Origin of the sequence: Streptacidiphilus fuscans, from assembly GCF_015690355.1 — a bacterium.
GTDB lineage: Bacteria > Actinomycetota > Actinomycetes > Streptomycetales > Streptomycetaceae > Streptacidiphilus > Streptacidiphilus fuscans.
On sequence record NZ_JADPRT010000017.1, the window covers coordinates 51,383 to 76,588 of the forward strand.

General features: G+C 71.1%; 29 protein-coding genes. 15 read left to right on the plus strand and 14 right to left on the minus strand.

Going from position 1 to position 25,206, the window contains the following annotated elements; genetic code table 11:
• Positions 1-59 precede the first annotated feature (59 nt).
• Positions 60-452, plus strand: coding sequence for a YbhB/YbcL family Raf kinase inhibitor-like protein (locus tag I2501_RS31420; protein ID WP_196197716.1), 393 nt, complete (start codon positions 60-62; stop codon positions 450-452).
• 115 nt (positions 453-567) lie between these two features.
• Entirely contained in the window at positions 568-939 is a 372-nt protein-coding gene (locus I2501_RS31425) for an MmcQ/YjbR family DNA-binding protein (RefSeq protein WP_196197836.1), read from the plus strand.
• A 4-nt stretch (positions 940-943) separates the two neighbouring features.
• Here I2501_RS31425 and I2501_RS31430 read toward each other — a convergent pair whose 3' ends face one another.
• Positions 944-1,528, minus strand: a complete 585-nt coding sequence (locus I2501_RS31430; protein ID WP_196197717.1) for a flavodoxin family protein — start codon at positions 1,526-1,528, stop codon at positions 944-946.
• Between the two features lie 169 nt (positions 1,529-1,697).
• Here I2501_RS31430 and I2501_RS31435 point away from each other — a divergent pair, with 169 nt between their 5' ends.
• Positions 1,698-2,402, plus strand: coding sequence for a TetR/AcrR family transcriptional regulator (locus I2501_RS31435; protein ID WP_196197718.1), 705 nt, complete (start codon positions 1,698-1,700; stop codon positions 2,400-2,402).
• Between the two features lie 133 nt (positions 2,403-2,535).
• Here I2501_RS31435 and I2501_RS31440 read toward each other — a convergent pair whose 3' ends face one another.
• The 3 genes from I2501_RS31440 to I2501_RS31450 all read right to left on the minus strand — a co-directional run bounded on the left by I2501_RS31440 (position 2,536) and on the right by I2501_RS31450 (position 5,685).
• Positions 2,536-3,918, minus strand: coding sequence for an alpha/beta hydrolase family protein (locus I2501_RS31440; RefSeq protein ID WP_196197719.1), 1,383 nt, complete (start codon positions 3,916-3,918; stop codon positions 2,536-2,538).
• Between the two features lie 250 nt (positions 3,919-4,168).
• Positions 4,169-4,834, minus strand: coding sequence for a peroxiredoxin-like family protein (locus I2501_RS31445; protein WP_196197720.1), 666 nt, complete (start codon positions 4,832-4,834; stop codon positions 4,169-4,171).
• A gap of 110 nt (positions 4,835-4,944) precedes the next feature.
• Positions 4,945-5,685, minus strand: coding sequence for an SDR family NAD(P)-dependent oxidoreductase (locus tag I2501_RS31450; protein WP_196197721.1), 741 nt, complete (start codon positions 5,683-5,685; stop codon positions 4,945-4,947).
• A 119-nt stretch (positions 5,686-5,804) separates the two neighbouring features.
• Here I2501_RS31450 and I2501_RS31455 point away from each other — a divergent pair, with 119 nt between their 5' ends.
• Complete coding sequence (locus I2501_RS31455; protein ID WP_236047626.1) at positions 5,805-6,434, plus strand: TetR/AcrR family transcriptional regulator; 630 nt, start codon at positions 5,805-5,807, stop codon at positions 6,432-6,434.
• 340 nt (positions 6,435-6,774) lie between these two features.
• On the plus strand, positions 6,775-7,989 hold the full coding sequence (locus tag I2501_RS31460; protein ID WP_196197722.1) for a serine hydrolase domain-containing protein: 1,215 nt from the start codon (positions 6,775-6,777) through the stop codon (positions 7,987-7,989).
• Between the two features lie 84 nt (positions 7,990-8,073).
• Here the strand turns inward: I2501_RS31460 and I2501_RS31465 are convergent, their stop codons facing one another.
• The gene (locus tag I2501_RS31465; RefSeq protein ID WP_196197723.1) at positions 8,074-9,231 is read right to left on the minus strand and encodes an SPFH domain-containing protein; all 1,158 of its coding nucleotides are present in this window, start codon (positions 9,229-9,231) and stop codon (positions 8,074-8,076) included.
• Positions 9,232-9,644: 413 nt separating this feature from the next.
• Here I2501_RS31465 and I2501_RS31470 point away from each other — a divergent pair, with 413 nt between their 5' ends.
• The 3 genes from I2501_RS31470 to I2501_RS31480 are packed head-to-tail and all read left to right on the plus strand — an operon-like array spanning position 9,645 to position 10,993.
• The gene (locus I2501_RS31470) at positions 9,645-10,205 is read left to right on the plus strand and encodes a DUF5994 family protein (protein WP_236047627.1); all 561 of its coding nucleotides are present in this window, start codon (positions 9,645-9,647) and stop codon (positions 10,203-10,205) included.
• A gap of 56 nt (positions 10,206-10,261) precedes the next feature.
• Positions 10,262-10,777 carry a DUF5994 family protein gene (locus I2501_RS31475; protein ID WP_196197724.1) on the plus strand — a complete coding sequence of 172 codons (516 nt, stop codon included), beginning with the start codon at positions 10,262-10,264 and terminating at the stop codon, positions 10,775-10,777.
• A 27-nt stretch (positions 10,778-10,804) separates the two neighbouring features.
• Positions 10,805-10,993, plus strand: coding sequence for a hypothetical protein (locus tag I2501_RS31480; RefSeq protein WP_196197725.1), 189 nt, complete (start codon positions 10,805-10,807; stop codon positions 10,991-10,993).
• Positions 10,994-11,328: 335 nt separating this feature from the next.
• On the opposite strand, the gene I2501_RS31485 is transcribed toward I2501_RS31480, so the two are convergent.
• The 4 genes from I2501_RS31485 to I2501_RS31500 all read right to left on the minus strand — a co-directional run bounded on the left by I2501_RS31485 (position 11,329) and on the right by I2501_RS31500 (position 14,605).
• The gene (locus tag I2501_RS31485) at positions 11,329-11,793 is read right to left on the minus strand and encodes a CBS domain-containing protein (RefSeq protein WP_196197726.1); all 465 of its coding nucleotides are present in this window, start codon (positions 11,791-11,793) and stop codon (positions 11,329-11,331) included.
• 317 nt (positions 11,794-12,110) lie between these two features.
• A complete protein-coding gene (locus tag I2501_RS40380; RefSeq protein ID WP_196197727.1) occupies positions 12,111-12,545 on the minus strand; it encodes a DUF5994 family protein in 435 nt (144 codons plus the stop codon).
• Between the two features lie 250 nt (positions 12,546-12,795).
• Entirely contained in the window at positions 12,796-14,085 is a 1,290-nt protein-coding gene (locus I2501_RS31495; RefSeq protein ID WP_196197728.1) for a DEAD/DEAH box helicase, read from the minus strand.
• A 316-nt stretch (positions 14,086-14,401) separates the two neighbouring features.
• Positions 14,402-14,605 (minus strand): cold-shock protein, encoded by a 204-nt coding sequence (locus I2501_RS31500; protein ID WP_031482971.1) that lies wholly within the window; start codon positions 14,603-14,605, stop codon positions 14,402-14,404.
• Positions 14,606-14,904: 299 nt separating this feature from the next.
• On the opposite strand from I2501_RS31500, the gene I2501_RS31505 reads away from it, so the two are divergent.
• The 4 genes from I2501_RS31505 (at position 14,905) to I2501_RS31520 (ending at position 16,709) form a co-directional block, all read left to right on the plus strand.
• Positions 14,905-15,279 (plus strand): hypothetical protein, encoded by a 375-nt coding sequence (locus I2501_RS31505; protein ID WP_196197729.1) that lies wholly within the window; start codon positions 14,905-14,907, stop codon positions 15,277-15,279.
• A gap of 292 nt (positions 15,280-15,571) precedes the next feature.
• Positions 15,572-15,907, plus strand: a complete 336-nt coding sequence (locus I2501_RS31510) for a hypothetical protein (RefSeq protein ID WP_196197730.1) — start codon at positions 15,572-15,574, stop codon at positions 15,905-15,907.
• Between the two features lie 138 nt (positions 15,908-16,045).
• Entirely contained in the window at positions 16,046-16,318 is a 273-nt protein-coding gene (locus I2501_RS31515; RefSeq protein WP_196197731.1) for a hypothetical protein, read from the plus strand.
• 151 nt (positions 16,319-16,469) lie between these two features.
• Positions 16,470-16,709 carry a hypothetical protein gene (locus I2501_RS31520; RefSeq protein WP_196197849.1) on the plus strand — a complete coding sequence of 80 codons (240 nt, stop codon included), beginning with the start codon at positions 16,470-16,472 and terminating at the stop codon, positions 16,707-16,709.
• Positions 16,710-16,786: 77 nt separating this feature from the next.
• On the opposite strand, the gene I2501_RS31525 is transcribed toward I2501_RS31520, so the two are convergent.
• Genes I2501_RS31525 through tgmA form a run of 3 tightly spaced genes read right to left on the minus strand, consistent with a single transcriptional unit; the run spans position 16,787 to position 19,114 of the window.
• The gene (locus I2501_RS31525; protein WP_196197732.1) at positions 16,787-17,875 is read right to left on the minus strand and encodes a methyltransferase domain-containing protein; all 1,089 of its coding nucleotides are present in this window, start codon (positions 17,873-17,875) and stop codon (positions 16,787-16,789) included.
• Positions 17,872-18,849, minus strand: coding sequence for an ATP-grasp ribosomal peptide maturase (gene tgmB, locus I2501_RS31530; protein WP_196197733.1), 978 nt, complete (start codon positions 18,847-18,849; stop codon positions 17,872-17,874). Before tgmB ends, I2501_RS31525 begins: the two co-directional genes overlap by 4 nt.
• Before the next feature lie 4 nt (positions 18,850-18,853).
• Positions 18,854-19,114 (minus strand): putative ATP-grasp-modified RiPP, encoded by a 261-nt coding sequence (tgmA, locus tag I2501_RS31535; protein WP_196197734.1) that lies wholly within the window; start codon positions 19,112-19,114, stop codon positions 18,854-18,856.
• A gap of 531 nt (positions 19,115-19,645) precedes the next feature.
• Here tgmA and I2501_RS31540 point away from each other — a divergent pair.
• A complete protein-coding gene (locus tag I2501_RS31540; RefSeq protein ID WP_215910174.1) occupies positions 19,646-20,725 on the plus strand; it encodes a helix-turn-helix domain-containing protein in 1,080 nt (359 codons plus the stop codon).
• Positions 20,725-21,309, plus strand: coding sequence for an HD domain-containing protein (locus I2501_RS31545; RefSeq protein WP_196197735.1), 585 nt, complete (start codon positions 20,725-20,727; stop codon positions 21,307-21,309). The genes I2501_RS31540 and I2501_RS31545 overlap by 1 nt, the downstream gene beginning before the upstream one ends.
• 45 nt (positions 21,310-21,354) lie before the next feature.
• Here I2501_RS31545 and I2501_RS31550 read toward each other — a convergent pair whose 3' ends face one another.
• Positions 21,355-21,549 carry a hypothetical protein gene (locus I2501_RS31550; protein WP_196197736.1) on the minus strand — a complete coding sequence of 65 codons (195 nt, stop codon included), beginning with the start codon at positions 21,547-21,549 and terminating at the stop codon, positions 21,355-21,357.
• 176 nt (positions 21,550-21,725) lie between these two features.
• On the opposite strand from I2501_RS31550, the gene I2501_RS31555 reads away from it, so the two are divergent.
• On the plus strand, positions 21,726-24,473 hold the full coding sequence (locus I2501_RS31555; RefSeq protein WP_196197737.1) for an AfsR/SARP family transcriptional regulator: 2,748 nt from the start codon (positions 21,726-21,728) through the stop codon (positions 24,471-24,473).
• Here I2501_RS31555 and I2501_RS31560 read toward each other — a convergent pair.
• The gene (locus tag I2501_RS31560; protein WP_408022808.1) at positions 24,425-25,036 is read right to left on the minus strand and encodes a DUF6924 domain-containing protein; all 612 of its coding nucleotides are present in this window, start codon (positions 25,034-25,036) and stop codon (positions 24,425-24,427) included. The genes I2501_RS31555 and I2501_RS31560 overlap by 49 nt on opposite strands.
• Between the last annotated feature and the right edge of the window lie 170 nt (positions 25,037-25,206).

Genomic DNA, 25,206 nt, shown 5'->3' on the forward strand with positions numbered 1-25,206 from the left:
GCCCTTTCGCTCTGGGCAGGGGCCAGGGTTTTGACCCGGCGGGCGCCTTCGTTCCCCTCATGACCTGCGACAGCCCCCACGACTACTCGCCCGGACTGACCTTCCACGGTGTCCCTGCCGGAACAGCCCAACTCGCCCTGTCCATGGTCGACCTGAACAACCACAAGGTCCACTGGCTCCAGGTCGGCCTCCCGGCGACCACCTCCGGATCACCGGCGCACACCCTGACACTCGGCGCTCGGGAACTCATGAACGACCTCGGCGAAGCGACCTACGACGGACCGTGCCCGCCCGCCGGGCAGACCCACCGGTACGAACTGACGCTGTACGCGCTCGCCGACGCATTGCCGGCCTCCTTCGGCCAGCACACGACTCCGAGCCAGACGCTTCAGAGTCTGCGGAACGCAGCGCACGCCACCGCTTCCTTCGTGGCCCCCTACACACGGCGTTGAGCGCTCTTCACCGGGGCGCGAGGAAACGACCGCGTTGCCGACGTCCACCAGGGCCGTGCCCAGCCCGCTGAACCAGGCCCGCCACTCGGCCGGTGTCCCGGCTAGGGTGTTGACCGTGGTAGATGCCGATGACGTCCGTCGTATCGCGCTGTCCCTCCCCGAGACCGTGGAGAAGGAGGCGTGGAGCATGCCGACGTTCCGCGTCGCCGGGAGGATGTTCGTCACGGTCCCGGACGATCAGACGTCATTCGCCGTGCGGTGCCCGAAGCATGACCGGGCGGAGTTGATCGCCGCGGAGCCGGAGAAGTTCTGGGTGCCACCGCATGAGGCGTCGTCCGCCTGGGTGCGCGTGCGGCTCGGCGCTCTGGAGGACGTGGCCGAGCTGTACGACGTCCTTGTGGACTCGTGGAGGCAGGCAGCACCGGACCAACTCGCGGAGAGCTTCCGAGCATCGGGACCAGCCGACCCGGATGAGGGACACAGGTGATGCGTCACCGCCGGGCGGCCAGGCCGTCCCGGTGGATGCGGGTCTGCTCGGCGACGCGGCGGCCGAGGTGGCGCGCGGTGCTCAGGTCGGCGTCGTGGACGGCGGCGGTGTCGTTGAAGCTCTGCGCACCGGCGCCGAGGTAGAAGCCGAGCCGGTTGTCGTCCTCGGGGCCGGAGGTCGTGGTGTTCCAGCCCGGCAGCAGGCCGAGGCTCACCCAGAGCATCCCGTGCTGGGCGGCCAGCAGCGCGAAGTACTGCAAGGTGTGCATCTTGTCGCCGCTCATGGAACCGGAGTTGGTGAATCCCGCGGCGAGCTTGTCGCTCCACGCACGGGTCATCCATCGCTTGCTGGTCGCCTCGGCGAAGGCGTGGAAGGCACCGGAGGCGGTGCCCATGTAGGTGGGCGAACCGAAGACGATTGCGTCGGCACCGTCCAGCACCTCCCAGTCCGCATCACTGAGGGAGGCGACGTCCACGCGGTGGACCTCCGTCCCGGATAGGGAGTGCGCGCCGTCGGCCACGGCCGCGGCGATCTGCGCCGTGTGGCCGTAGCCGGAGTACGAGGCGATGGCGATCGAGATGTCGGACATGGTGCTTCCTCTCATGACGCCGACGAATGCTGACGCGGCGTCGTCTTATGCCAGTACGTGCGACGGACTGACGGTCCGCTCGGGCGGCAAAGGCTGCCTTGATCGGTGATCCGGGATTGAGCGTAACACTGATACCGCAGCGATACGCAAGAGGGCGTATCGTTGTTCCATGGATGAGGACAGGCGCGCCGCCAGGCACCGGGTTCTGCAGGTCGCGGCCGAGCTGCTGGAGGAGGGCGGCAGCGAGGCGGTGTCCACGCGGGCCGTCGCCGCCGCGGCGGGAATCACAGCGCCTGCGCTGTACCGGATGTTCGGGGACAAGGACGGACTGCTCGCCGAGCTGGCCGCCTACGGGTTCGAGATGTACCTGGCCGAGAAGCGCGAGGCACTGTCCGGGTCCCAGGACCCGGTGGCCGATCTCCACCGGGGCTGGGACCTGCACGTCGACTTCGGCCTGCGGCACCCCGCGTTCTACCTGCTCATGTACGGAACGGCCCGCCCCGGCCACAAGCCCCCGGCCGCCGACGAGGCGCACGCCCTGCTGGTGAGCCTGCTGGACCGGGCCGCCGCCGACGCGCGCCTTCGGGTGCCGGTCGAGGAGGCGACCCACCTGGTCCACGCCGCGACAACCGGCGCCACCTTGGCGCTGATCGGCGAGCAATCACCGCACCGCGATCTGTCGACCTCGACCCGGCTGCGGGAGATCGTCATCGGGTCCGTCACCACCGACCCGCCCGCCGCAACCGCCACGGATCTGCCGTCCCGAGCGCTCGCCCTCGATGCCGCGCTGACCCTCGAAGACGGCGCGGCAATCCCCTTGCGCGACACCGAGACGGCGCTACTGCGCGACTGGCTTCACCGCCTCGCCGAGTAGGCAGCTCGATACGAGGGGCGAGCGCCGCGCCCCCGCTCGTCACCCGGCCGGTCGCGAAGGACTCGGAGAACCGCGACGACCCGGCGCATTGCGCCGGGTCGGGTTCGGTCGTGCCGGGGGCAACCGGCATGGCTCAGCGGATGAACGAGACCTCGGGGAAGCTCTTCGACGGACCGCTCATCAGCGGGTTGCTCTTGATGTGCAGCACCGTGTCGAAGTAGGCGGCCAGGTAGGTGCGCATGATGTAGATGGCCCGGTTCGGGGCCAGCGTGCCGATGTCCTGCTGGACCTGGTCGGACGTCAGGCCCATCTGCTCGCCCGCCTGCGAGAACAGGGTCTCGTAGTCGCTGAACGACAGGTGCTCGGTGCCGGCCAGCTTCAGCTCGTAGCGAGGACCGGTCAGGTGTGACCAGATGCTGGCCCAGCTGCTGTCCTCGTTGCGGTCGTGGTACGACGCGCCGAAGAGGAGGAACGGGCGGTTCAGGTTCTGTGCGTCCTGCGGACCGTAGAGCTCGCCGTCGAGGTCCGCCCCGGCGGCGATGCGCGGGTCGAGCGTCATCGAGTCCAGGACCGTCGGGCCGCCGTACGACCAGCCGAACATGCCGATGCGCGACATGTCCACATTGCCGGCCAGCCCCGCCGGGAGTGCCGCGCCGTCGACGTCGGGGTCCTTGCCGCCGGCGATCAGGGCGAGCTCGTTGACGACGAACTTGGCGTCGGCGGAGCGGACGGTGAGCGTGTAGTTGGAGCTGGCGGCGGTGGCCGTCTCCAGTCGGGGGCCGGGGAACTGCACCTCGTCGGCCTCATGGGTGCTGTCGATCATGACGACCAGGTAGCCGCGGCTGGCCATGTCCTCGGCGAGGGCGGTGCCCTGCGAGCGGTCGGAGTGGAGGCCGGTCGAGTAGAGCAGCACCGGCAGCTTGCCGGCCTTGGGGTCCACCGGCGCGCCCATGTGTCCGGCGGTGGTGGGGACGTTCATCGAGCCGGGCCAGACGTTCCAGCTGTTCAGGAAGCTGTCGGCGGCCTCGGACTGGAGCCACGGCGCGAGCGCGTGCCCGGAGGTCTGGGTGGCCGGGTACCAGAGCTGCACCATCAGCTCACGTCGGGGGTACGTCGGCACCCAGGGGTCGTAGCGGGTCTGGTCGACGAGGTGCAGGTTGACCGTGCCGACCTGGTAGGGACCGGTCGGGGCCGGGATGGTCGGCGTGGTCCCCCAGTCACTCTGACCGGCGGGCGCCGCACCGGACTTGGGCAGGGCCCGCGGCTGGACGTGCCGGCCGCCGTCGGCGGCGGCGTTGGCGGCGGCCTGGGCCTTCGCCACCGCCGTGTCGTCGGCCGGGTTGTCGACCGAGTGGTCGACCGGCGCGTCGGGGGCGGCGTTGCCGGGCCCGCCGCCGTGGTGCGGAGTGCTCGCGGCGGCGGGCGCGACCGTCACGCCCAGGCCGATGGCGACGGCCCCGAGGGTGCCGGCCGCCCGAACCAGCAGACGGTTGCGGACTATTCGTGAAGCAGACATGGGCGGACCCCCTTGCGCGCCGGTCGCGTCCATGGCGGCGACCTGAGTGCGCCAAAGGTACCGGTCCCGTCAGCCCCGTTGGCACCTGGGGGGATCCCAGTCCGGTTGCGGTCCCGACGCCCGGCGTCGCTCCGCCCCCGAGCGAGGTTGCGGCGCCCTTGTTTCCTCCCGAGATGGCTCAGATGCCCGGAATCACCTCGGGAATCCGCGTCCGTCGCACCGTCTTTGACGGAGCGCCAGCGCCATGTTGTCAGTCGAGGGTGGTGAGCGCGGCCAGGATGTCGGAAGGCTCGGTGCGGGTGGCGTAGTTGGGGTGGACGTCGATCCAGCGGATGGTGCCCGCGGCGTCGATGACGGCGACGGTCGGCATCGGGAGTGCCGCAGTGTGGTCGGCGTTGACGGTGGCGAGGTCGAGGCCCAGCGATACCTGGGCCTCGCGTGCGCGCTCGGTGGGGGCGGTCAGGATGCCGAGCCGGTCGGCGATCTGGTTGCCGGGGTCGGACAGCACGGTGAAGGTCAGCTCCTTGGTCTGCTGCATGGTCAGCGAGCCGTCGGGGGTCTGCGGGCTGATCGCGACCAGCTCGACGCCACGGGCGGCGAGGGTCGGCAGGAGTTGCTCCTGGTAGGCGCGCAGGGCGATGTTGCAGTACGGGCACCAGGCCCCGCGGTAGAAGACGATCACGGCCGGTCGGCCGGCCCGGGCCCGGGTGAGGGTGGTCGGCTCGCCGTGGACGTCCAGCAGTTCGCCGTCCGGCATCGCCGACCCGACCGGGGCCAGGCCCGTGGGCAGTCCGGCGGTGCCCAACTGCTGCTGCTCGTCCTGGAAGGCGGCCTGGACCTCGGCGGGCAACTGGCCGGTGGACTGCTGGTGCATGGCGTCGATCTGCGCGGCGACGGTGGAGTCGGTCGTGGTCATGTTCCGGGACGTCCTTCGGGTCAGGGGTGATGTGGGTAGGGCTTCGAACGGTGGGTGCGGCGGATGGTGACGGGGCGGTGGCCCCGCCGGGGCGGCATGCCGTGCCGGCGTCAGACGGCCGTGCGTCCGCCGTCGACGGGCAGCACGACGCCCTGGACGAAGCCAGCCCCGTCGCCGACCAGGTAGGCGACGGCCTCGGCGATCTCGCGGGGGTCCGCGACCCGACCGGCCGGAGCCTGGGACGCGAGCTGGTCCAGCGCGTCGCCCATGGGCGCGGTGCCCTCGGTGCGCGTCGGGCCCGGGGAGACGGCGTTCACGCGCACGCCGTGCGGGCCGAACTCCGCCGCCCACGCCTTGGTCAGCAGTGCCACGGCGGCCTTGCTGGAGCCGTAGAGCGCCATGCCCGCCTGGCCGAAGCCGGCCACCATCGTGGTCACGCTGACGATCGCGCCCCCGCCCCGCTCGGCCATCCCCGGAGCCAGCCCGGCCACCAGGAAGAAGGGGGCCTTGACGTTCACCGCATAGGCGGCGTCGAACTCCGCCTCGCTGACGGCCTCGGTGGGGCCGAACACGCCGATCCCGGCGTTGTTGACCAGGATGTCGACCCGACCGCCGGTCTCGACGGCGCGGCGGGCCAGGTCGCGCGCCGAGTCGGCGTCGCGCAGATCGGCAGGCAGGAAGTCCGCCCGGCCGCCGTCGGCGCGGATCGCGGCCACGGTCTTGGCGCCGCGTTCCTCGTCGCGGCCCGACACCAGGACGTGGGCACCGCGGGCCGCCAGGGCCTGCGCGACTGCGCGGCCGATGCCGCTTGTCGATCCGGTCACCAGGGCGACCCTGTCGGTGAGTTCCATGACAAACCTCCACAGGATGTGCGTCTCCAGGACCCCGCTCGGCCCCGGACTGGCTTGCCCAATCCACTATTCGCCGCAAAAAATGGAATGTCCAATCCAAAAAGAGGTACGCTGGCCCCATGACCACGCGCATGCGCACGCACACCGAACAACGACCGGCGAAGCTGACCCGCAAGGGCGAGCAGACCCGCCTGCGCATCGTCTCCGCCGCCGCCAAGCTGATGTTCGACAACGGTGTCGCCGGCACGACCATGGAGGACGTCAAGTCCGCGGCCCAGGCCAGCAGTTCGCAGCTGTACCACTACTTCGCCGACAAGCAGGCGCTGATCCTGGCCGTGATCGAGTACCAGAACGAGACGGTCGTCGGGGGCCAGGAACCCATGCTCGCCCGGCTGGACAGCATCGAGGGCCTGCGCACCTGGTGCGCCTTCCTCGTCCAGCACCAGCGCGATCTGGAGTGCCGTGGCGGCTGCCCGATCGGCTCACTGGGCGGCGAGCTTGCCGAGACCGACGCGAAGGCCCGTGTGGCGGTCTCGGGCGCGTTCCTGCGCTGGGAGAGCGGCATCCGGGGCGGCCTGCGCGCCATGCACGAACGCGGCCAACTCACCGCGGACCCCGAGGACCTCGCCCTCACGATCCTCGCCGCACTCCAGGGCGGACTCCTGCTCACCCAGATCCACCGCGACGTCCGCCCCCTGGAGATCACGCTCAACGCCATGATCGACCACGTCGCCGCGCAGACCAGGTAGCCGCCCAGGCGACGTAACGAGCCAGACCACGTAGCGGGCGCGGGAGCGCGCCGGGGGCGCCGAGGTGAGAGCGAAGCGGAGGTCGGCCCTGCGGACGTCCCGGGCCAGGGGTGGGGGAGAAAGGGGTGCCCGGGGCGCCCGGCCACCGCGCTACGGTCCTGTGAGGTGCGGCAGCCACCTGTCCCCTAGCCTCTGGCCGGGGTCTCAAACGCGATCCGGCGCACCGGTCTGTTCAGGCGGCTTCCGCCGTGCGGCGGCGGATCGCGTCGTTGTCCGCCGTCGGAGTGGATGCGGAGGTGTCCTGCACCGATTTCCGCCTGTGCTGCGGACATGGTGACTCATGACTCGCAAACGAACTGCCCTGCTGTGCGCCGGCGCCCTGCTCATCTCCTCCGCCCCGCTGCTCGCGGGCACCACGGCCTCCGCCGACGGCGCCACGCGGCGCGGGCACGACTGTGTCTCCTCCCCCACCCCGACGGGCGGCCAGGCCCGCGCCATCCTCGACGTCGTCGAACGCGACCAGCGCGAGCTGAAGCTGCGGGCGGTCGTGGGCCGGGTGACCGAGCACGGCCGCGACCTGTGGACGGGCGCGGTCGGGCCCTCGATGACCGACGTACCGGCCCGCCCCGACATGCGCTTTCGCGCCGGATCCGTCGGGATCGCCTTCATGGGCACGATCCTGCTCCAGCTGGTCGACGAGAAGCGGGTCAGCCTGGACGACCGCCTGTCGCGCTGGCTCCCAAAGGTGCCGCACGCGAACGAGATCACGCTGCGGATGCTCGCCGACACCACCTCCGGCTTCCACGACTACGTCACCGACGCCGCGTTCCTGAAGGAGTTGGAGGCGCACCCGTTCAAGCACTGGACGGCCCAGGACATCCTCTCCTACGCGCACCTGCACGACCTGCTCTACAAGCCCGGCACGAACTTCAGCTACTCCCACGCCAACTTCCTGCTGCTGGGCGAGGCGTTGGAGCAGATCACCCACACCCGGCTGGACCGCCTGCTGGAGCAGCGCATCTACCGTCCGCTCGGCCTGCACGCGACGTCGAACAGCTACACCCCTGACATGCCGTCACCGGTCCTGCACGCCTTCACCTCCGAGCGCGGCAAGTACGAGGAGTCGACGTTCTGGAACCCGTCCTGGACGACGGCCGCAGGCGCGGTCATCAACATGGACATCTGTGACCTCGCCCGCGCCGGAGCCGGGATCGGCTCCGGACAGACCATCAGCCGCAAGAGCTACAAGACCCTGCTGGACCCCGGCACGATCGGCTTGGGCACGCCGACCACGAAGTGCCCGGCGACCGTGTGCATGCCGCAGACCGAGGCGGTCCACTTCGGGGTGTCCGTGCTCGTGGTGAACGGCTGGATCGTCTCGAACCCGTCCTTCTCCGGCTACGCCGCGATCATGGCCTATCTGCCGTCCAAGGACCTGTCGATCGCCCTGTCCGTGACCTACTCGCCGACCACGGACCAGAGCGTCCAGAACCTGAGCAACAACATCGCCAAGGACCTCTCCCACCTGCTGGTGCCGAACCAGCCGCTGGGCTGAGCCACGGGCGGCCAGAGCCCGGCAGCCAGATCCCGGCTGCCGGACCCGGGCACTCTGACCCCGGCAGTCGGACCCCGGCGGCGGTCAGTCCACCGGGCCGAGGTGCCGTGCGCGCGCCGCGCCGTCGCCGTCGGTGACGGCGCGGGGGTCGGTGGCGGTGCGGGGGGTGGCCAGGTTCTGCCGGACCGAGTCCAGGATCGTCAGACCCTGGCCGACCAGCCCTGCCGCGATCTGCCCGAGGCCGTCCGCGCCGTTGAGGACGTTGACGTTGGCGCCGGCCAGACCGCCGGCCGCCTCCTTGACGATCAGCGGCAGCTGGTCGATCAGCATCCTGTCGAGCGCGACGCGGTCGTTGGACGCCGCCGCCTCCGCCTGGATCCGCATCCGCTCGGCGTCGGCCAAGGCCAGCACCCGGATCCGCTCGGCCTCCGCCTCGGCGGGTCGCACGACCTCCGCCACCAGTTGCTGCTGGCGTAGCTCGGCGGCGCGCTGGGCCAGCTCGGTCTGGGCCGTCAGCACCTCCTGCTGGGCGTGCGCGGCGGCCAGCGGACCGGCCTGCGCGGCCTGCGCCTGGGCCCGGTCGACCTGGGCGGTGTACTCGGCCTTCACGACCGCCGTCTGCCGGGCGTACTCGGCCTGGTTCCGCGCCGCGGCCTGCTCGGCCTCGGCGGAGGCCTGGGTGGCCTGGGCCTGGGCGATCTTCGCCTGCCGCTGGATCGCGGCCTGGTGCGGGGCGGCCATCGCCGCGATGTAGCCGGTCTGCCCGTCGTCGATCGACTGGATCTGCAACGAGTCGACGATCAGGCCGATCTTGCCCATCTCCGCCTTGGAGGTCTCCAGCACCTCGGTGGCCAGCTTCTGCCGCTCGGTGACGATCTCCTCGACCGTCATCGAGCCGATGATCGACCGCAGGTGACCGGCGAAGATCCGGCCGGTCAGCACCGACATCTGGTCCTGGTCGGACAGGAACCGCTGACCTGCGTTGACGATGCTCTCCTTGTCGTTGGCCACCTTGAACGCGATCACGGCGCGCACCGTCAAGGCGATGCCCTGGTGCGTGACGCACTTCTCGTCGACCTCCGCCTCGCACATCGCGAGCGTCAGGAAGCGGGTCTTGCGGAAGACCGGCGACACGAACGCGCCGTGGCCGGTGACGACGCGGAACGGCGCCGTCCCCATGCCGCGCCGGCCTCCGGAGATCAGCATTGCCTGGTCCGGAGCGGGAACACGGTAACCGAACATGGTCATCTCCTCTGCGGACACCGCCCCCGTCGGATCCGATCGGGCCGTCCGGTGGCGGCCCGCTCCTCCGGGCGCCGCTTGCGAGGTCCGACCGGACCTCGGCCATGCGCCGCCCCGGGCCGAAGGGGATCCATCCTGGGAGGGCATGCCGATTCGGAGATCGAGGGTGTGTCACTTCCATCGTGCACCCGGAGTACCGCAAAGCAGGCCCCCTGCGGAGGCTGCATTTCCGGCCCGGCGCAAGCCGCCGAGGCGCGCGGGTACCGGGGAGCTGGCGTCGGCCCGCTGCGGTCCGGCGCGGAGTACGGTGAAAGTACCGAGGGTTTTCCGTACACCGGCTGCAGTGCCCCTGTCGTTCTCGGCGAACGCCGACATCCGGGCCTGCGCGGAGGCCCGGAGACAGGACGGACATCATGTCCGTGTCACTGTTCCGGCCGTCATCGGTCGCCCTACCCCTACCCGGCGCGGAATTCCGGACGCCGCGTCTCGCCCTGCGTCCGCACGGCGAAGGCGGCGGTCTCCCCCGCGGAGCCCTGGCCGGCGCGTGGTGGCCGCGTTCCGACGACCTCCTTCGCGAACTGCCCTCTCTCATCGCCCTGTTGGACCGGACGTGGGGACGCGTCACCCGGGTCGAGGTCGACCCGACCCACTGGCAGTCCCTACCGCGCGCGGTCCCGGTCCCGGGTCACATCGTCACGGTCGGCCGGTGCACGGTCGGGCAGAACCCGCACCATCTGCTCCTGCTGTCCTACCGCGCACGCCGCTGGAACCTGCTCGTCGTCCCTCCGCGCACCAGCCGCGTGGCCGCCGCGCGGTTGATGGCCGCCGCCACGGTGGCCGGTCGCCGCCGGACCGACGACAGGTTCGACGCCAGTGCTGACGTCAGGCCGCCCGGCGATGTCCGCGCGGAAGCCGCATGGGAGTCCGAAGGCGGCGCGCCGCTGTCCGTCCCGTTGATCACGCCCACCGACTGATCAGGCCCACCGACACGACACGTCCCTGAACCGCGAGCGAGAAAGGCCGTCACCTCATGGCCACGCACACCATCCCCGCAGTCGCGGCCGGTCCGCAGGCTCGCCCTTCGCTGCGGCTGGCGCTGACCCCGGACGGTCCGCAGTCCCTGCTCGCGGGCGCCTGGTGGCCGCACTCGCGCGATCTCGTCGATCAACTCCCGGACCTGATCGCAGAGTTGGACGGAACCTGGGGGCGCATCACCCGAGTCGCCGTCGCCGACGCCGCCTGGACGCGGCTGGGTCACAGCATCCCGTCCGGATCACACGACGTGCGGGTGAACTGGTACGACCACACCCACGATCCCTTCGCGATCACCCTTTTCTCCTACCGCATCGCGCAGTGGCAGCTGCTCGTGGTGCCGCCGGCGAGCGCCCCTTGGCGGGCGAAGCAGCTGATGACCGCCGCAGCACAGCCTGGCAACCACCGGACCGCCCGAGCACTGGTCGCCGACGGCCCCGAGCCGCCCTCGACCACCCCGACGCGCGACCGCATTCACATCCGCACCCGGCACGCCCACGACTCCCTGGCCTGACCCGACGAGCGCGAGGAGGACCCCACCATGCCGACCCCGGCGGTCGTCGTCACCACCAGCACCAGCGACGTCTACCACTCCCGCAGGGACTGCAAGATCTTCCTTGCGGGCCAGGTCACCGACGGCACGAACGACGGCGGCGTTCCCGACGTCGTCCTCGTCCCGCTCGGCGAGGCCCTGGCCCACCGCCATCCCTGTCCCGACTGCCTGCGCTGAGCGCAGCGGGCACCAGGGCCTGGCGGGGACGGTCAGAGTTTTGTCATCGAGCTGAAAGGCGTCGAGATGCGCCGGTGGGCCGAACCGAAGTCCACGATCACCGAGTAGTCGTCCTCGACCGCGACCACACGGCCGAGGCCGTGCTTGTCGTGCGAAACCCGGTCACCTACGGCGAACTTTTCGAGGGCTGGCGCCGTGGGGCGCGTGAACGGGCTGGTGGGCAGAATGCGTCGGGGTCCCTCAGATCTTGTCATTGCTGCAAGTATGCGGTCCCGGAGCCCAAACATCACCCCTCGCCCGCGTCCTGCGAAGGCCCGCCGGGACTGTGACACGCGTCACGATGCGGAGAGCGCAGGTTTTGTGACGGTTACCCGTTGCCGGGTCACGGAGATCGAGGAGTCCTGTCGTGCTGCCTGACTGGTTGCGTGACTCACGGCCTGCCTCGCGGCGGACAGGAGGCCCGCGACGTGGCGCGCACTGAGGACCCCCAGGAGATGGCCCTTGTCGTCGACGACGGGCCAGACCCTGAGGTTGCCGATCCGCATGGCTTCCGCGGCGTGTTCCAGTGCCATGGCCGGCCGGGCGAAGGGGCCGCGCTGGTGGGTGGTGTCGCGGATGAACGTGCGCTCGGTGTACCAGGAGCGGGCCAGGAAGACGAGGAGCCGTGACCGGGTGACCAGGCCCTCGCAGCGGCCTGCGGCGTCGCGCACGAGCAGGTAGGGCACGCGCGGGTCGTCGAACAGGTCGTTGGCCTGGTCGATGGTGGTGTCGTCGGCGATCTGGTGCGTGTGGGGCTGCATGGCGTCGGCCACGGTGAGGCAGGAACCGGAACCTGCAGGGGAGGGAGTCTGGCTGGCCACGGTGGCACCGAGCCTGTCTCCGGGAAGCCAGCGGCCCCCGGCACTGTGGTGAGCCCAGGACGAGCCGGAACGAGTACCGGATACGAAATGCCCTGGACCTCTCAAGGATACTCCGGCCGTGGGTCCGGCCCCGCCCGCGGAAACTGACGTGCCGAAGGACGCTTCCGTCGTCGGGCGGGGACGGAAGCGGTGACGGTGGCGGAGGCGTGCCGGGAGCTGGAGCGGAAGCGAGGCCGGGGGCGGGCCCGTGGTCGAGGTCAGCTGCGCCCGGAGAGCAAGCCGGGCCTGCGGGCCAGGAGTTCCCCCGCGGACCGGCGGTTGTCGCCGCCGGCGGCCTCGATCATCGCGGCCGAAGCGGTCCGCGGGTCGGTTCCGGGCGGCACGACCAGGAGGAGGAAGTGGTCCTGAAAGCCCCGGGTGACGCTGATGGTGCCGTCGCACCCGGCGAACCAACTGATGCGCACCATAAGGCCGTTGGCCATGACCGTCCGGGGAACCTCGTCCCAGGCCGCGGTGTCGAGCCCGACCCGGACGATCCGCCCGAGGTGCGCGGCGAGGGCCGTGATCAGGTCCGGCAGCTCGGCACGGACGCGGTTCGATCGCGGCCACCAGGCGCCGTCGAACATGCCGGTACGCGACTGCGTCGGTTCGAGCAGCAGCCTGGGCAGCAGCGGGGCGCCGAGAGCGTCCACGTCCAGTGGAGGAGGCAGTGACGGGGAATGAGGAAGAGGGAGAGGAGCCGACACCACAGGGGGCCGCCCGTCCGGTCCGCGAGCGGACCTGTCATGACCCAGGGCGGCACCAGCGCGAATGCTGGTGGAAAGGCGCTTCCTCGGTGATCCCCACATTACTCCGGCTCTGACGCCCGATGACCGGGATCCTGCCTGGTAGGCAGGTTCTGTGCGCAGCAAGGGCAGGACACCGGGCCTGGCCCGCGCTTCGCTACGGTCGCCGGACGCCGGTGATGCGGCTCAGTTCGCCGCCGCCCGAGCCGACCCGGGTGGTCTGCGGGACGACACCGGCTTGAGCCAGCAGTTGGGCGACGGCGCGACGCTGCTGGGGCAGGACTATGGTGACGACGCTGCCCGAGGCACCGGCGCGGGCGGTGCGTCCACCGCGGTGCAGGTAGTCCTTGTGGTGTCCGGGCGGGTCGACGTTGACCACCAGGCCGAGATCGTCGATATGGAGACCGCGGGCCGCGACGTTGGTGGCCACCAGTGCGGTGACCTGCCCGGCCCTGAACTGCTCCAGCGTGCGCGAGCGTTGGGCCTGGGACCGGCCCCCGTGCAGCGGTGCCGCACGGATGCCGTCGCCCAGCAGCCGCTCGGCGAGCGCGTCGACCGCCTGACGGGTCTCCACGAACAGCAGCACCCGCTCGCCGCAGGCAGCGAGCCGGCTGACGGCGTCGTGCTTGTCCGCGGCGGCGACCTCGACGACGTGGTGCTCCGTCCTGCCCGCGTCGTCGACCGAGGTCTCGACCGCGTGCACGGCCGGATCGGTCAGGTAGCGGCGCACCAGCAGGTCGACGTCGCCGTCCAACGTGGCGGAGAACAGCAGGTGTTGGGCGCCGGGCGGCACCTGGTCGAGCAGGGCGGTGACCTGGGGCAGGAAGCCCAGGTTGACCATCTGGTCGGCCTCGTCCAGCGCGGTGACGGCGACGCGGTCGAGCCGGCAGTCGCCGCGCTCGACGAGGTCCGCCAGCCGACCCGGCGTGGCGACCACGACCTCGGCCCCCGCGCGCAGAGCGCGGGCCTGGCCGCTGATCGACCGGCCGCCGACCACGCTGACCAGTCCGAGTCCGAGTGATCGCGCGTAGGGGGCGAGCGCTTCGGTCACCTGCTGGGCCAGCTCGCGCGTCGGCACCAGGACCACGGCCCGTGGCCGACGGGCGGCACGAGGCTGCCCCGCGATCCGGGCCAGCAGGGCGAGGCCGAACGCCAGCGTCTTCCCGGAGCCGGTCCGCCCGCGCCCCAGGATGTCGCGCCCGGCAAGGGAGTTGGGGAGCGTGGCGGCCTGGATCGCGAACGGCGCGGAGACACCCTGGCGGGTCAGCTCTCTCAGCAGCGCGGCAGGCAGGCGCAGGTCGGCGAAGGACGTCACGACGGGCACCGGGGTGGCCGGTCCAGCGGCAGGGCCGCTGGTCGGGCCGGCGGCAGGGCTTGTGGCCGGGCCAGGAGAGTCGCTCGAACCGGTCGGAGACAAAAGGTCGTCCGGGCTGTGTGCACGGTTCATGCGGAGCCTCCTCGATCGAGCGGGCGCGTCGAGGAATTCGTGGCCGTCGAAGGCCGGCGAATTGCAGGACCGAACCGGAACAACAGAAACAACGTCCAGGACGCCTGTTTCCCACCCGCGCCGCCGTAGGGCGGCAGAAAAGGACGGCCGATTTTTCGGATCACATGACCGGAAAGCCCTGTCCGGTCTTATGAGCGCAAATCAGAGAATGAACACAATCAGAGGCAATTGGTTCAGAAATGTACGACGGGACGACGAAGGCCCGGGGGCCGCACCACACGGATGCGGGCCCCGGGCCGCTTCGTACGCGTCAGCGTCAGGCCGGAACGATGTTCTCGGCCTGCGGGCCCTTCTGGCCCTGGGTGACGTCGAAGGTCACCTTCTGGCCCTCCTGGAGCTCACGGAAGCCCTGGGTGGCGATGTTCGAGTAGTGGGCGAAGACGTCGGGACCGCCGCCCTCCTGCTCGATGAAGCCGAAGCCCTTTTCCGCGTTGAACCACTTGACAGTGCCGGATGCCATCTTGAATCTCCTTCAGGGGCAATACCCGGGACCCGCACCTTGCGGAACCCGCGTCACCGCGATGATTGCCCCGTCCGGAAGAACCGGAAATTCACAAGCACGCCCGCAGGCCCGGAGGGGCCGGCAGGCGACTCGAAGTTTTGGGAACCACAACTGCAACTGATATCGACAGTAGCACGGAACGTTGCCGAACCCGCAGCATTCTGCGGCGCGTCGCGGGCCCGCGCCCAGCCCGAGCGCTCATTTTCGACCCCGCCGTCGACCCACCGCGCGACGCCCTGGCCTGTACCCTCGGCACCATGTCGACGCCTGATGCGCTGCTCATGGAGATCGCCACCACCGTGGAAGCGGAGCAGACCAATCAGATGCCGCTCACCGTGGTGGTCCACGGCGCGGTCATCACCGGCAGGCTGGTTCCGGAGAGGGTCTGGCGACAGCACGTCGCGGAGCTGCTTCGGGACTCCCAGCGCCTGGGGCCCTTCGCGGGCATCTTCATGGGGCCGACCGCGGACGGGGAGGGGCGGGCCGCCGAGGCGCCGTCACACCTCCACTTCCATCTGGCCAGAATCCTCCAGGGACACATGGGCATTCCGGAGACCGGCGGGATGTACCGGATCGCCATCGCGGACGTCAGCGCCTGGACCGCCGGGGACTTCGGCTACGTCGACCAGTAGTCCGCCTGCCTGGCGTAGTCTGCCTGCCTGGCACCTCTCGGCCGTTGCCCCTAGCCAGACACCCCTGTCCTGCGCGAACCTTGTCCGAAAGGCCCACGACGGCAGGCAGCCACCCTGCACCGCAGGTGTCCTCGTCAAAGGCGGCTCCCGCCGACGTGCAAGCGAGAAGGTGCCTCATCCTCCACATCCCACGCCGTCCCGGCCGAGCTCGCACGCCGCGGACCGGGGCACCGGCGCACAGGCCCGGCCACGCCGACCTGTTCCATGCCGACCTGTTGCTGGAAGCGGTCCGGTGACCACCGAGGACGACGCGCGGTTCCTTGCCGAGCAGCTCCTCGTGGCCGAGGCCGGCGACATCGCCCATGGATGGCGCTTCCTCACCCTGGACAACCTCACCCCGCTCGGCCGCTCCGACGCCCTGCTGTACGAGAAGGCGCTCGACACCTTCGAGCAGGCCGCCGGCGACCGTCAGCGCCGCCACCGCGGCGGTCCGCACAGCCTGACGTTCGGCATCCGCGGCGACGACGCCGACCAGCGCATCGCCTGGCTCCACGCACGCCTGGAGGCACTCAACCCACCCGACCCGCTGGGCTTCGCCAGCTGGGACATCCGCGACGGAGCACGCTGAACCACACAACCGCGACCGGCCGGCGGACCGCGTCGCCCACCCGCCCACCGCCCCTCGGGCGCGGTGCGCGACAGTCCACCCGCCGGGTGGCAAGCGACATCGGACACCGCGACCGCGGTGCGGAGGGATGGCCCACTCGTGAACGACCCCTACAGCTCAGGCGACTTCGACGTCTTCACCCTTCAGGACCGCAAGACCCGCCAGCAGGCCCGCCTCCTGGTGGCTTCCAGGGCGCAGGGTGCGGACGACTGCCGTGACCTGCTGCACGCTCTGGATCTGATCGACCACGTCGCCGCGGGCATCACCCGCCAGTGCCCCCGCTGCGGCACCAAGCACGAGCGCTGGGGCAGCAGCGCACGCACCCGCTTCTGCTCCGACGCCTGTGCCGCCACCGGCCGGGGCGAGGCGTAGAACCAGGCATTCCCCTCCTCCCCCGCGCCGAGGACGGTGCGGACGTCGGCGCGGACGGCGGAGCGCGCGGCGGGGCCGAACCGTCATTCGTTCGAGCGGCGGCGATCGCGCCCGGATGCGATCACCCCGTGAGGACCGCAGGCTGGGCGCCATGAGCGATTCAAGCCCGGAGGGCACCGGCCATCACGCGCACGTCGTCGTCCACCCGGTCCACACCGAGCCGATGGCCGGCGCGTACCGGCCCGTGACCGTTCTCGGCAGGCACGTCGGCAAGGCCTACACGCTCGCGGACGTGGCCGAGTTCTGCCGCCTCGCCGGCCTCGAAGAACTCGACCTCGAGTCCGCGAGCATGGTCGAGTGGCAGGGCGGCGGGCCCGACGTCTGGGCGTGAGTCGCGTGGGCGACAGCCCGGTAGGCCGTAGCCCGTCTCCCGAGCCCGGACGGGCAGAGGCCGCGTTGTTGGCTGACTCAAGCGAACACAACCTCGGGCAGATCCCAGCCGGGGCCGCCTTCCGTACGCCACCAGGCCCACTGACGCTCACGGTTGACGGTCAGTCCGAAGTCCTCCCGGACGGGGTCGGCGTCAAACAGCTGGTGCAGCTCCTCCACCGTGTCCCAGAGGTGGCGTGGGCCGATCTGCCGGAGCGTGCCGTCGACATGCGCGGTGGCGGTCGAGCCGTCGGGGGTCCAGAGGCCCACGGAGTAGACCGCGCCGCTCTCGTCCGACCAGGTGCACGAGCGGTAGCCGGGCAGAGCGAGGACGAGCGGGAACTTGAGGCGGTCGGCCTCGGTCGCCGCCGTCTTGGTGCTGGTCGGCTCCACGTCGGCCAGCTCGGCGAACTTCGGCTCGGCTCCAGGCGCACGCCGTGCCATGAAGTACGCACCGGCCGGGAGGAACCGGCCGTGCGCGTGGCCGTCCTGCACGGTGACCCGGGCCAGTCCCCAGCCGATCGGAACGACCATCAACGCGCCGTCGGCGGCCTGCTCGATCCAGGCCGGGGGGATCGACTGCATGCCGCACGTGGCGATGATCCGATCGAACGGCCCGCGCTCCGGCACCCCGGCGGCTCCGTCTCCGGTGACCACGTGCGGCTGGTACCCGGCGGCGGCCAGGCGCTCAGCGGCGCGGGCGGTCAGCTCAGGGTCCACGTCGACCGTGGTCACGTTGGCGTCGCCGAGGCGGTGGGAGAGCAGCGCCGCGTTGTAACCGGTGCCAGTGCCGATTTCGAGGACACGGTGGCCGACACGCACGTCGAGGGCGTCCAGCATGGTCAGCATCAGGTCCGGCTCGCTGGATGAGGAAGTGGGCGCGCCGTCGGTCAGCTGCGTCGTCAGTGCGCGGTCGGCGTAGACGCCTTCCAGGTAGCCGTCCTCTCCTGCGGCGACGGTGACCCACTGGCCGACGTGGTCCTGCTGGTGGAACACCGGGACGAAGCGGTGGCGCGGGACGGTGCGCACGGTCGCCAGCCACTCCTGGCTGTGTCCGGCGTCGGCGAGGCGGCGAGCGAGGGCTTCCCGCAGGACACGGGCCTCCTCGGTGTCAACTGCCCGGGTCATGCGATGGCTCCTTGCAGGAGGGAGGCGTGGGCGTCGGCGATGGGTAGCTTCGTGGCAGCAGCGATGAACTGCCATTGTCCGGCTGGGTTGCACTCGAAGAACACCCACTCGCCGGACGGGGTCACGGCGAAGTCGAAAGCGCCGTAGTTGAGTTGGTAGTGGGCCTGGAAGCGGCGCACACTGTCGGCCACCGGGCCCGGGATGGGTACGACCTCGTACTCCAACGAGTTGTAGTCGCTGCGCCAGTCGACCGCTGCGGCGTCGCTGCGGGCATGGATCGCCACGGGGAACATCTGGTCGCCCACGACGGTCAGCCGTACCTCGAACGCCTTCGGTACCCACTCCTGGAGGAGGTGCGCGGTCAGCTCCAGCGACTCGTCGAGCTCGGCCGCCTCGAATCGGCGGGTGGGCAGCATCATGGCGCGGCCCTGCAGACTGATCGCGCCTGCGGTGACCGGCTTCACGATCAGTGGACCGTCGACCGAGACAGCCCAACGCCTCGCCCGGGCCAGGTTGTTGGTCACCAGGGTGCGCGGCACCCGCAAGCCGGAGGCGGTGGCTGCGACCAGCTGGCCGGGCTTGTGTGCGGCGGCCCGGTACGTGTCCGGGTGGTGCATCCACGCCACCGGCAGAGAGCCCAGTATCTGCACCATGCCGACCAGAGCCTGCGCCTGCGCCCACTTCCGGTATTCCGGAGCGACTTCTGGTGCAACGGTCGGCAGGCCGGGCCGCCTGTAGTAGACGGCCCGGACCTGCTCCAAGGGCACCGCGCGGGCAGCGGTCGCCAACTCCCCTGACCACCCTGGCGTCAGGCCATCGTGCTCGGCGGCCAGGCTCAGACGCTGCGGGAAGCCGGCCAGGTCGAACCGCATCACCGGTACGTCCCTGTCAGCGAGGGCCTGAACCACAAGGTCAGCAGACGGGTCCAAGTCCTCGGCCACGATGAGGACATGCCCACGCGGTGCGCTGGTCATCGGCTTACTCCATCTCCTCACCGGGGAAGGCGTACGGGTCGGACTGCTCGTCGGGCGGGTTGCCGGGGCTGGTGTCGTTGTTGGTGGCGGTACTGGATGCGGCCACGGGAGTTTCGGCCCACAGGGAGCCGTCGGCCTTCATGACGTTGACCTGGCGCTCCGGGTCGAACGCGAACTCGGCGGGGTCGATGGTGACCGTGTGCGGGGGCTGAACCCCACGCGCTCCGAACGGCACGCCTCGGCGCTCGATGATTGACGTACTCATGATTGGTGCTCCTTCGGTTGCTGCTGCTGACAGGGCGGTGGTGCGGCCTCCCCGCCGGAAGACGTCGGGTTCCGGTCCGGTGGGGAGGAGCAGGTGGGACGGCCAGCTGCCACGGGGGGAAATGCACCCCTCCGTCGATCTCTACCGGTCTGCCTGCCGGGCGGACCGGAGCATCGTGAGCAGGCGCAAGGCGGGAAAGCCAAGCTGTACAGGTCGGAGTGGTCGCCCGAGACCACAGTCGACGAGACCTCCTGCCATGTGCCGGCCGCGTCCTGACGCAGTACGCGCAGGGTCATGGCGTGCGGTCGGATCGTCGGGGCCGCAGGGAGTTGGGCGACGCTCCACTCAGCGGGGCTGCCGGCTTGTGTATCGAGTCCTCCCCGTCGCGTCGACTGGTGGTCCGTCATGGTCGCCATCCCTGCCCGGTCGCTCGACGTGCTGATGTTGTGTCATGTGGACCGTACGGGCCGCCGAATGGGGGTAGGACTGACTGGCAGTACGTATTGACCGCCGGCTCGGGGAGCGCAGGCCATGACGGGGATCGTCGCCGGGTTCGTGCTGCGTCTGTGCCGCGAGTCCGCCGGCCACACGCAGGCGCGCATCGCCGAGGTGCTGGGCGTCGACCTGGCGACCGTGCAGGGGTGGGAGTCGGGGCGACGTCCGCTGGCGAACATGAAGGCTGGTGCACTGCTGGAGCTGCGGCGCAGGCTGCCTGCTCTGGGGGCGGACGCGGCGTTGGTGGGGATGCTGGACGCGGCCATGGACGCGGACCGGATCATCGGCGCGGCGCTCGGCCCGCCCCAGGATGCTGCACGGCATCCGCTGGCCGGATGGGTGCACGACCGGGCTGTGGCCCACATGATCGGGTGGGCTGCGCAGGGCACGCCCCCACCGCAGATCGCGGCCCGGCCACGGCCACCTCGGCGGGGTGCGGCACCGAAGACTCCACTGTTGCCGGCTGCGGATCGCCAGCAGTTCTTCGAGCATCTGCGCCAGGCCGCCGAGGAGGCTCACCGGGCGGGCCAGGCAGCCCCACTGCTGCGGCGTCAGGCGCTCTACCTCACCAGCTACGACCGGCGGCCCGAGGCCCGGGCTTGGACGACCCACGCCCTCCATCAGGGGCGACGGGTGCTGGGGCTGCGAGGTTGGTCGGACCGGTGGGCTGAGGCCCGGTCCACCGCGACCGCGCTGGCACGGCAGGGCGACCCGCAGCCCCTGGTCGACTTCATCGACCGTGCCCTGTGCGACGACGACCAGGGCGAGGCGGCGAACCTCAACTACTGGGCGCACTGGCTCGGTGCGGGCAGGGGACAGCATGCCGACGACCGGTTCATGGCCGACCGTGATCTGACGGGTTGGGAACCGGTGGCGCTGTTCCGGCTCCTGGTCCAGGGAGTCGACGAAGCGCCGACCTATGTGGAGCTGTACGCGCACACGTTGTGGGCGCTGCTGCGCCTCCATCCCTGGCTCCCGCTCGCCGTCCCCGGCACCGCCGGGCTTCTCACCTCACAGGCGGAGAAGCTGCTCGACGGCGCGGGTCCGGTCCTATCCTCAAGAGCCCGGCGGGAGATCACCGCCGTACACCAGCACTCTGCGCTAAGGAGCACCTGATGGCAGACGACATCACCCCCGAGGAAGCGGCCGGCACGGCGACCTTCGTGGCAGAGATGGGCGTCCTGAAGCGGGTGCGCCGGACCGGCTGGTGGCATGCCGGGGTGCGTGACCCGGAGTCGATCGCCGAGCACTCCTGGCGCACCTCCGTGATCGCGGCGGTGCTGGCCATGATGGAGGGCGCCGACCCGGCGAAGGCCGCGCTGCTGGCGACCTTCCACGACAGCCAGGAGACGCGGGTGGGCGACATTCCGCACATCGGGCGCCGCTACCTCAGGGCAGCGTCCAACGAGCAGGTCACCGCCGACCAGGTCAGTACGGCGCACCCGGCGGTGCGGTCCGGTATCGCGCAGATCGTGGAGGAGTACGAACAGGGCGACAGCCCGGAAGTGATCTGCGCGCACGACGCGGACAAGGTGGAGTGCCTGGTCCAGGCGGTCGAGTACCGGGAGTCCGGCTACCCGCACGTGCAGCCGTGGATCGACTCCAGCATGGCCAAGCTCAAGACGGCGTCGGCGCAGGCTCTGGCAGAGGCGGCGCTGACCATGACAACGCTGGAGTGGCGGGAGACCTACCTGCGCTGACCGCAGACTCGGGGGCGCCCCTGGTCGGCAGCGGCCGTTGGGCCGCTACGCGGCCTGGGAGACGGGCTTCTGGGGCTCGGTGGCCTGGTCCTTCGCGTCCTCCGGGTACTCCGCGTCGTCCAGCAGGGACCAGGACTCGGCGAGCGCGCGGCGGGCGTAGTGGTCCCAGCGCCAGAGGGCGACGATCAGAGCGGCGGCTGTGAGGGTCATCAGGGCGGCGGACAGGGTGACGACGGGCATGGGGGGCGCTCCTCCGTGGTGGGCTGCCCGGAGACACGGGGCCGGGGCCGGATCCGTTCAGGTCGGGTCCGCTGGTGCCCGCGAACGCTCGGTCGGCGACGATGCGCTCCGCGTCACCTCGCCACATGACGTTCCGTGGTGTAAAGACTCACCTGGGAAATGAGCGTGGAGGCGTAGTGGAAGTGATCGTCCTCGGTCCCGTGCGCCTGCAGGGGGCGGACGGTGGGATCGTTCCGGTCGGCGGACCCCGACGCCGGGCGGTACTGGCCCTGTTGGCAGTGCACATGGGCCAGGTGGTCACCGCGGAGCAGTTCTTCGAGATGCTCTGGGACGACGCGCCGCCCCCACAGGCGCGCGCCGCGTTGCAAGGGCACGTCGCCGCGCTGCGGAAGCTGCTGGCGGGCGGGCCGCTGGAGCTGCTCACCCGGCCCACCGGGTATCTGCTCACCGGCCCGACGGACGCCTGCGACCTGACCCGGTTCGACGCGCTGCTCGCGGACGCGGCGGAGCAGGACGACGCGGCCGAGGCGGCGGACTCGCTGCGCGCGGCGGTCGGCTTGTGGCACGGCGCGGCGCTGGGCGACCTGCCGGACAGCGAGATGCGTGACTCCCTCGCCGAGTCGTTGGAACGGCGTCGCACGGCCGCGGTCGAGGCATGGGCCGAGCAGGCCCTGCTGGCCGGGGAGACGGAGGAGGTCACCCCACTGCTCGAAGCCGTCGTCGCCGAGGACGGCCTGCGCGAATCCGCCACCGCGCTGCTGATGCGCTGCCTGGCCGGGGCGGGCCGCCGCGACGACGCGCTGAGCCGCTACGAGACGGCCAAGGAACGGCTGGCCGCGGAACTCGGCGTCGATCCCGGGCGTCGGCTCACGGCCGCCTTCGACGCGATACGCCAGGACCCCGGCACCGGCACTGGTGCCGGCCCTGCTCCGGCGCCGACGGCGACGCCGTCCAACGTGCCCCGGATGCTGCCGCGCGTCGCACGCGGCTTCGTCCGGCGCGAAGCCGAGCGCGACCAGCTGGAGCACCTGCGGCTGCACGACCCGAGCCGGATCGCCGTGGTGGTCGGCCCGGGCGGGGTCGGGAAGTCCGAACTGGCGCTGACCTACGCCCACAAGGTCGCTGCCGACTTCCCGGACGGCCAACTCTTCGCCGACCTGCGGGGGTTCGACCCCGGCGGCGGCGTCGACCCCTCCTCGGTGCTGCACCGGTTCCTCGACGCGCTGGGTGTGCCGAGCGGGTCGGTCCCCGCGACCTCGGCCGAACGGGCGGAGCTGTTCCGTTCACTGACGACTGGTCAGGTCCTGGTCGTGCTCGACAACGCCGCCCGTCCCGAGGACGTGCGCCCGCTGCTGCCCGGCGGCGCGTCCTGCCTGACGCTGGTCACCAGCCGGAACGTGATGCAGGGCCTGGCCGTCAGCGAGAACGCCGCGCTCGTGCCCCTCGACGTGCTGCCCCCGGCCGACGCGGTGGAGCTTGTGGATTCCGTGATCGGCTGCGCCCGGGCCGCGCAGGAGCCGGACGCGGTACGGCAGTTGGTGGAGCTGTGCGACCGACTCCCGCTCGCGCTGCGGATCGCCGCCGCCCGGCTGGCCGTGCACCCGACCTGGTCGGTCGCGGAGCTGGTCGAGCAGTTGGGCGAGGAGAAGACGCGGCTCTCCGCCCTGGACGCCGCGGCGGGCCTGGGGGTGGTCTCCACCTTGGAGTCCACCCGACGGGTGCTGACCCCGGAGGCGGAGCGGCTGCTGGCGCTCCTGGCGCTGCACCCCGGAGTCGAGGCCGACGGCCATGTCTCCGCCGCGCTGCTGGACACCGGCCAGCAGCAGGGCCGCGCCACCCTGGACCAGCTCGCGAGCCACCATCTGGTCTCCGAGCGGGCCCCCGGCCGCTACGCCCGGCACGACCTGGTCCGGCTCTACTCCCGCGAGGTGCTGGACGGCCTGCTCCCCCGGGACGAACAGGCGGCAGCCGTGCGACGTCTGCTGGACCACTACCTCGTGGCCACCCACGCCGCCCAGGCCCACCGGACCAGCTCCCGCCGCCTGCACCTCCCGGACGTGACTCCGGTCGGCGGCACGCCCGCGATGCCGTCCACGGCGCAGGCGTTGCGCTGGTTCGGGCGGGAGGAACCGGCGGTCCGCGGACTCGTCGAGGGCGCGGCGGAGTGGGGTCTGCTCACGACCGGCTGCGCGCTGCTGGAGAACAGCGCCGCCCTGTACTACGAGAGCGGGCTGCTGCGGGAGTGGGAGGGCGCGTGCGCGAAGCTGCTCGGCCTGCTGCCGGAGCCGGGCGACTGGCCGCTCCTCTTCTCGGACCACGGCGTGGCGCTCTACGGACTGGGTCGGCTGGACGACGCGGTGCGGGCGGCGGAGCGCGCGTACGTGCTCGCGGAGCACGTGAGCGACCCGGCGGTGCGCCACCGTACCCGCTCGCGGCTGGCCACCATCAAGGCCCAGGCGAGCTCGTACGAGGAGTGCCTCCCGCTGCTTCAGGCCACGTTGGAGGCGGCCAAGGAGGTGGGCGAGCTGCGGATGATCTCGCAGGCGCTCAACAACCTCGCCCACGCACAGCTCGGAATCGGCCGGTTGGAGGAGGCACTGGCCCGGGCGGACGAGTCGCTCGCGCTGCTGCGGGAGAACGTCGCCGATCCCTATCTGGTGATCTCCCTCCAGACGCGCGCCGAGGTCCTGGCCGAACTGGGTCGGGTCGACGAGGCGCTCCGGGACAGCACGCGCGCCGGCGAACTGGCCGGTACCCAGGGGAACCAGTGGATCGGGGCGTACTGCGCCGAGTTCATGGGCCGACTCCACCGCGACAGCGGACGCACCGACGAGGCGCGGATCCAGTGGCAGTTGGCGCTGGAGTTGACGCAACGTCAGGGCAAGTCCACGGAGCGGCTGGAGGAGTTGCTGGCCGGGCTCTGACCGCCGGGCCGGAGGGGCCGGATGACCCCGAGCGGGCGGCCGGCGTAAGCAGCGGTGGCACCGCCTGCGACGGTCGCGGGTCGCGCTGCTTGTGCGGGTTGCGCGAGTCGCGCGGCTTGGGCGGCATGCGCTGCTTGGGCGTTGTACGCGGCTTGGGCGTTGTACGCGGCTTGGGCGGCGCGGATCGCGGCGAACGCCTCCTCCGGGTCCGGCGCGCCCTCGCCCCGGAAGATCCCGTCGTCGTCGACGCCCTCGGCGAAGTCGCAGAAGTCCGCGTTGCCGATGGAGAGGTTGTTCTCCACCAGATAGAGCTTGCTCGCGACGACGCGGAAGCTGCTCCCCAGGTCCTCGCCGAGGCCGATGACGAGGACGGGCCACTCGGAGGAGCCCAGGGTGACCCGGTCGACGACGAAGACGCACACATGGCGGTCCGCGACGTCCTCGTCGGCGAGGGCGAGGACCTGCTCCGGGCCGAGGTCCTCGAACGCGGGGTCGTCGACGAACTCGACGTAGGCCGTGAGGCCCTCGTCGTCGCCGTTCCCGTTCCCGTCCGACGGGCGGATCGCCGGTGCGCACGCTCGCCCACGCCTCCGCGTCGGAGAAGTCGGTGCGAATCACCGGCATGTCATCGGTCGACCAACGGTTCAACTTCCCAGCCCTCTCCCACGTCCTGTGCGCCCGCCGGGTGTTGCGGGCTCTCCCTGGTGAACGGCTCCTCCGGGCAATCAGGTTC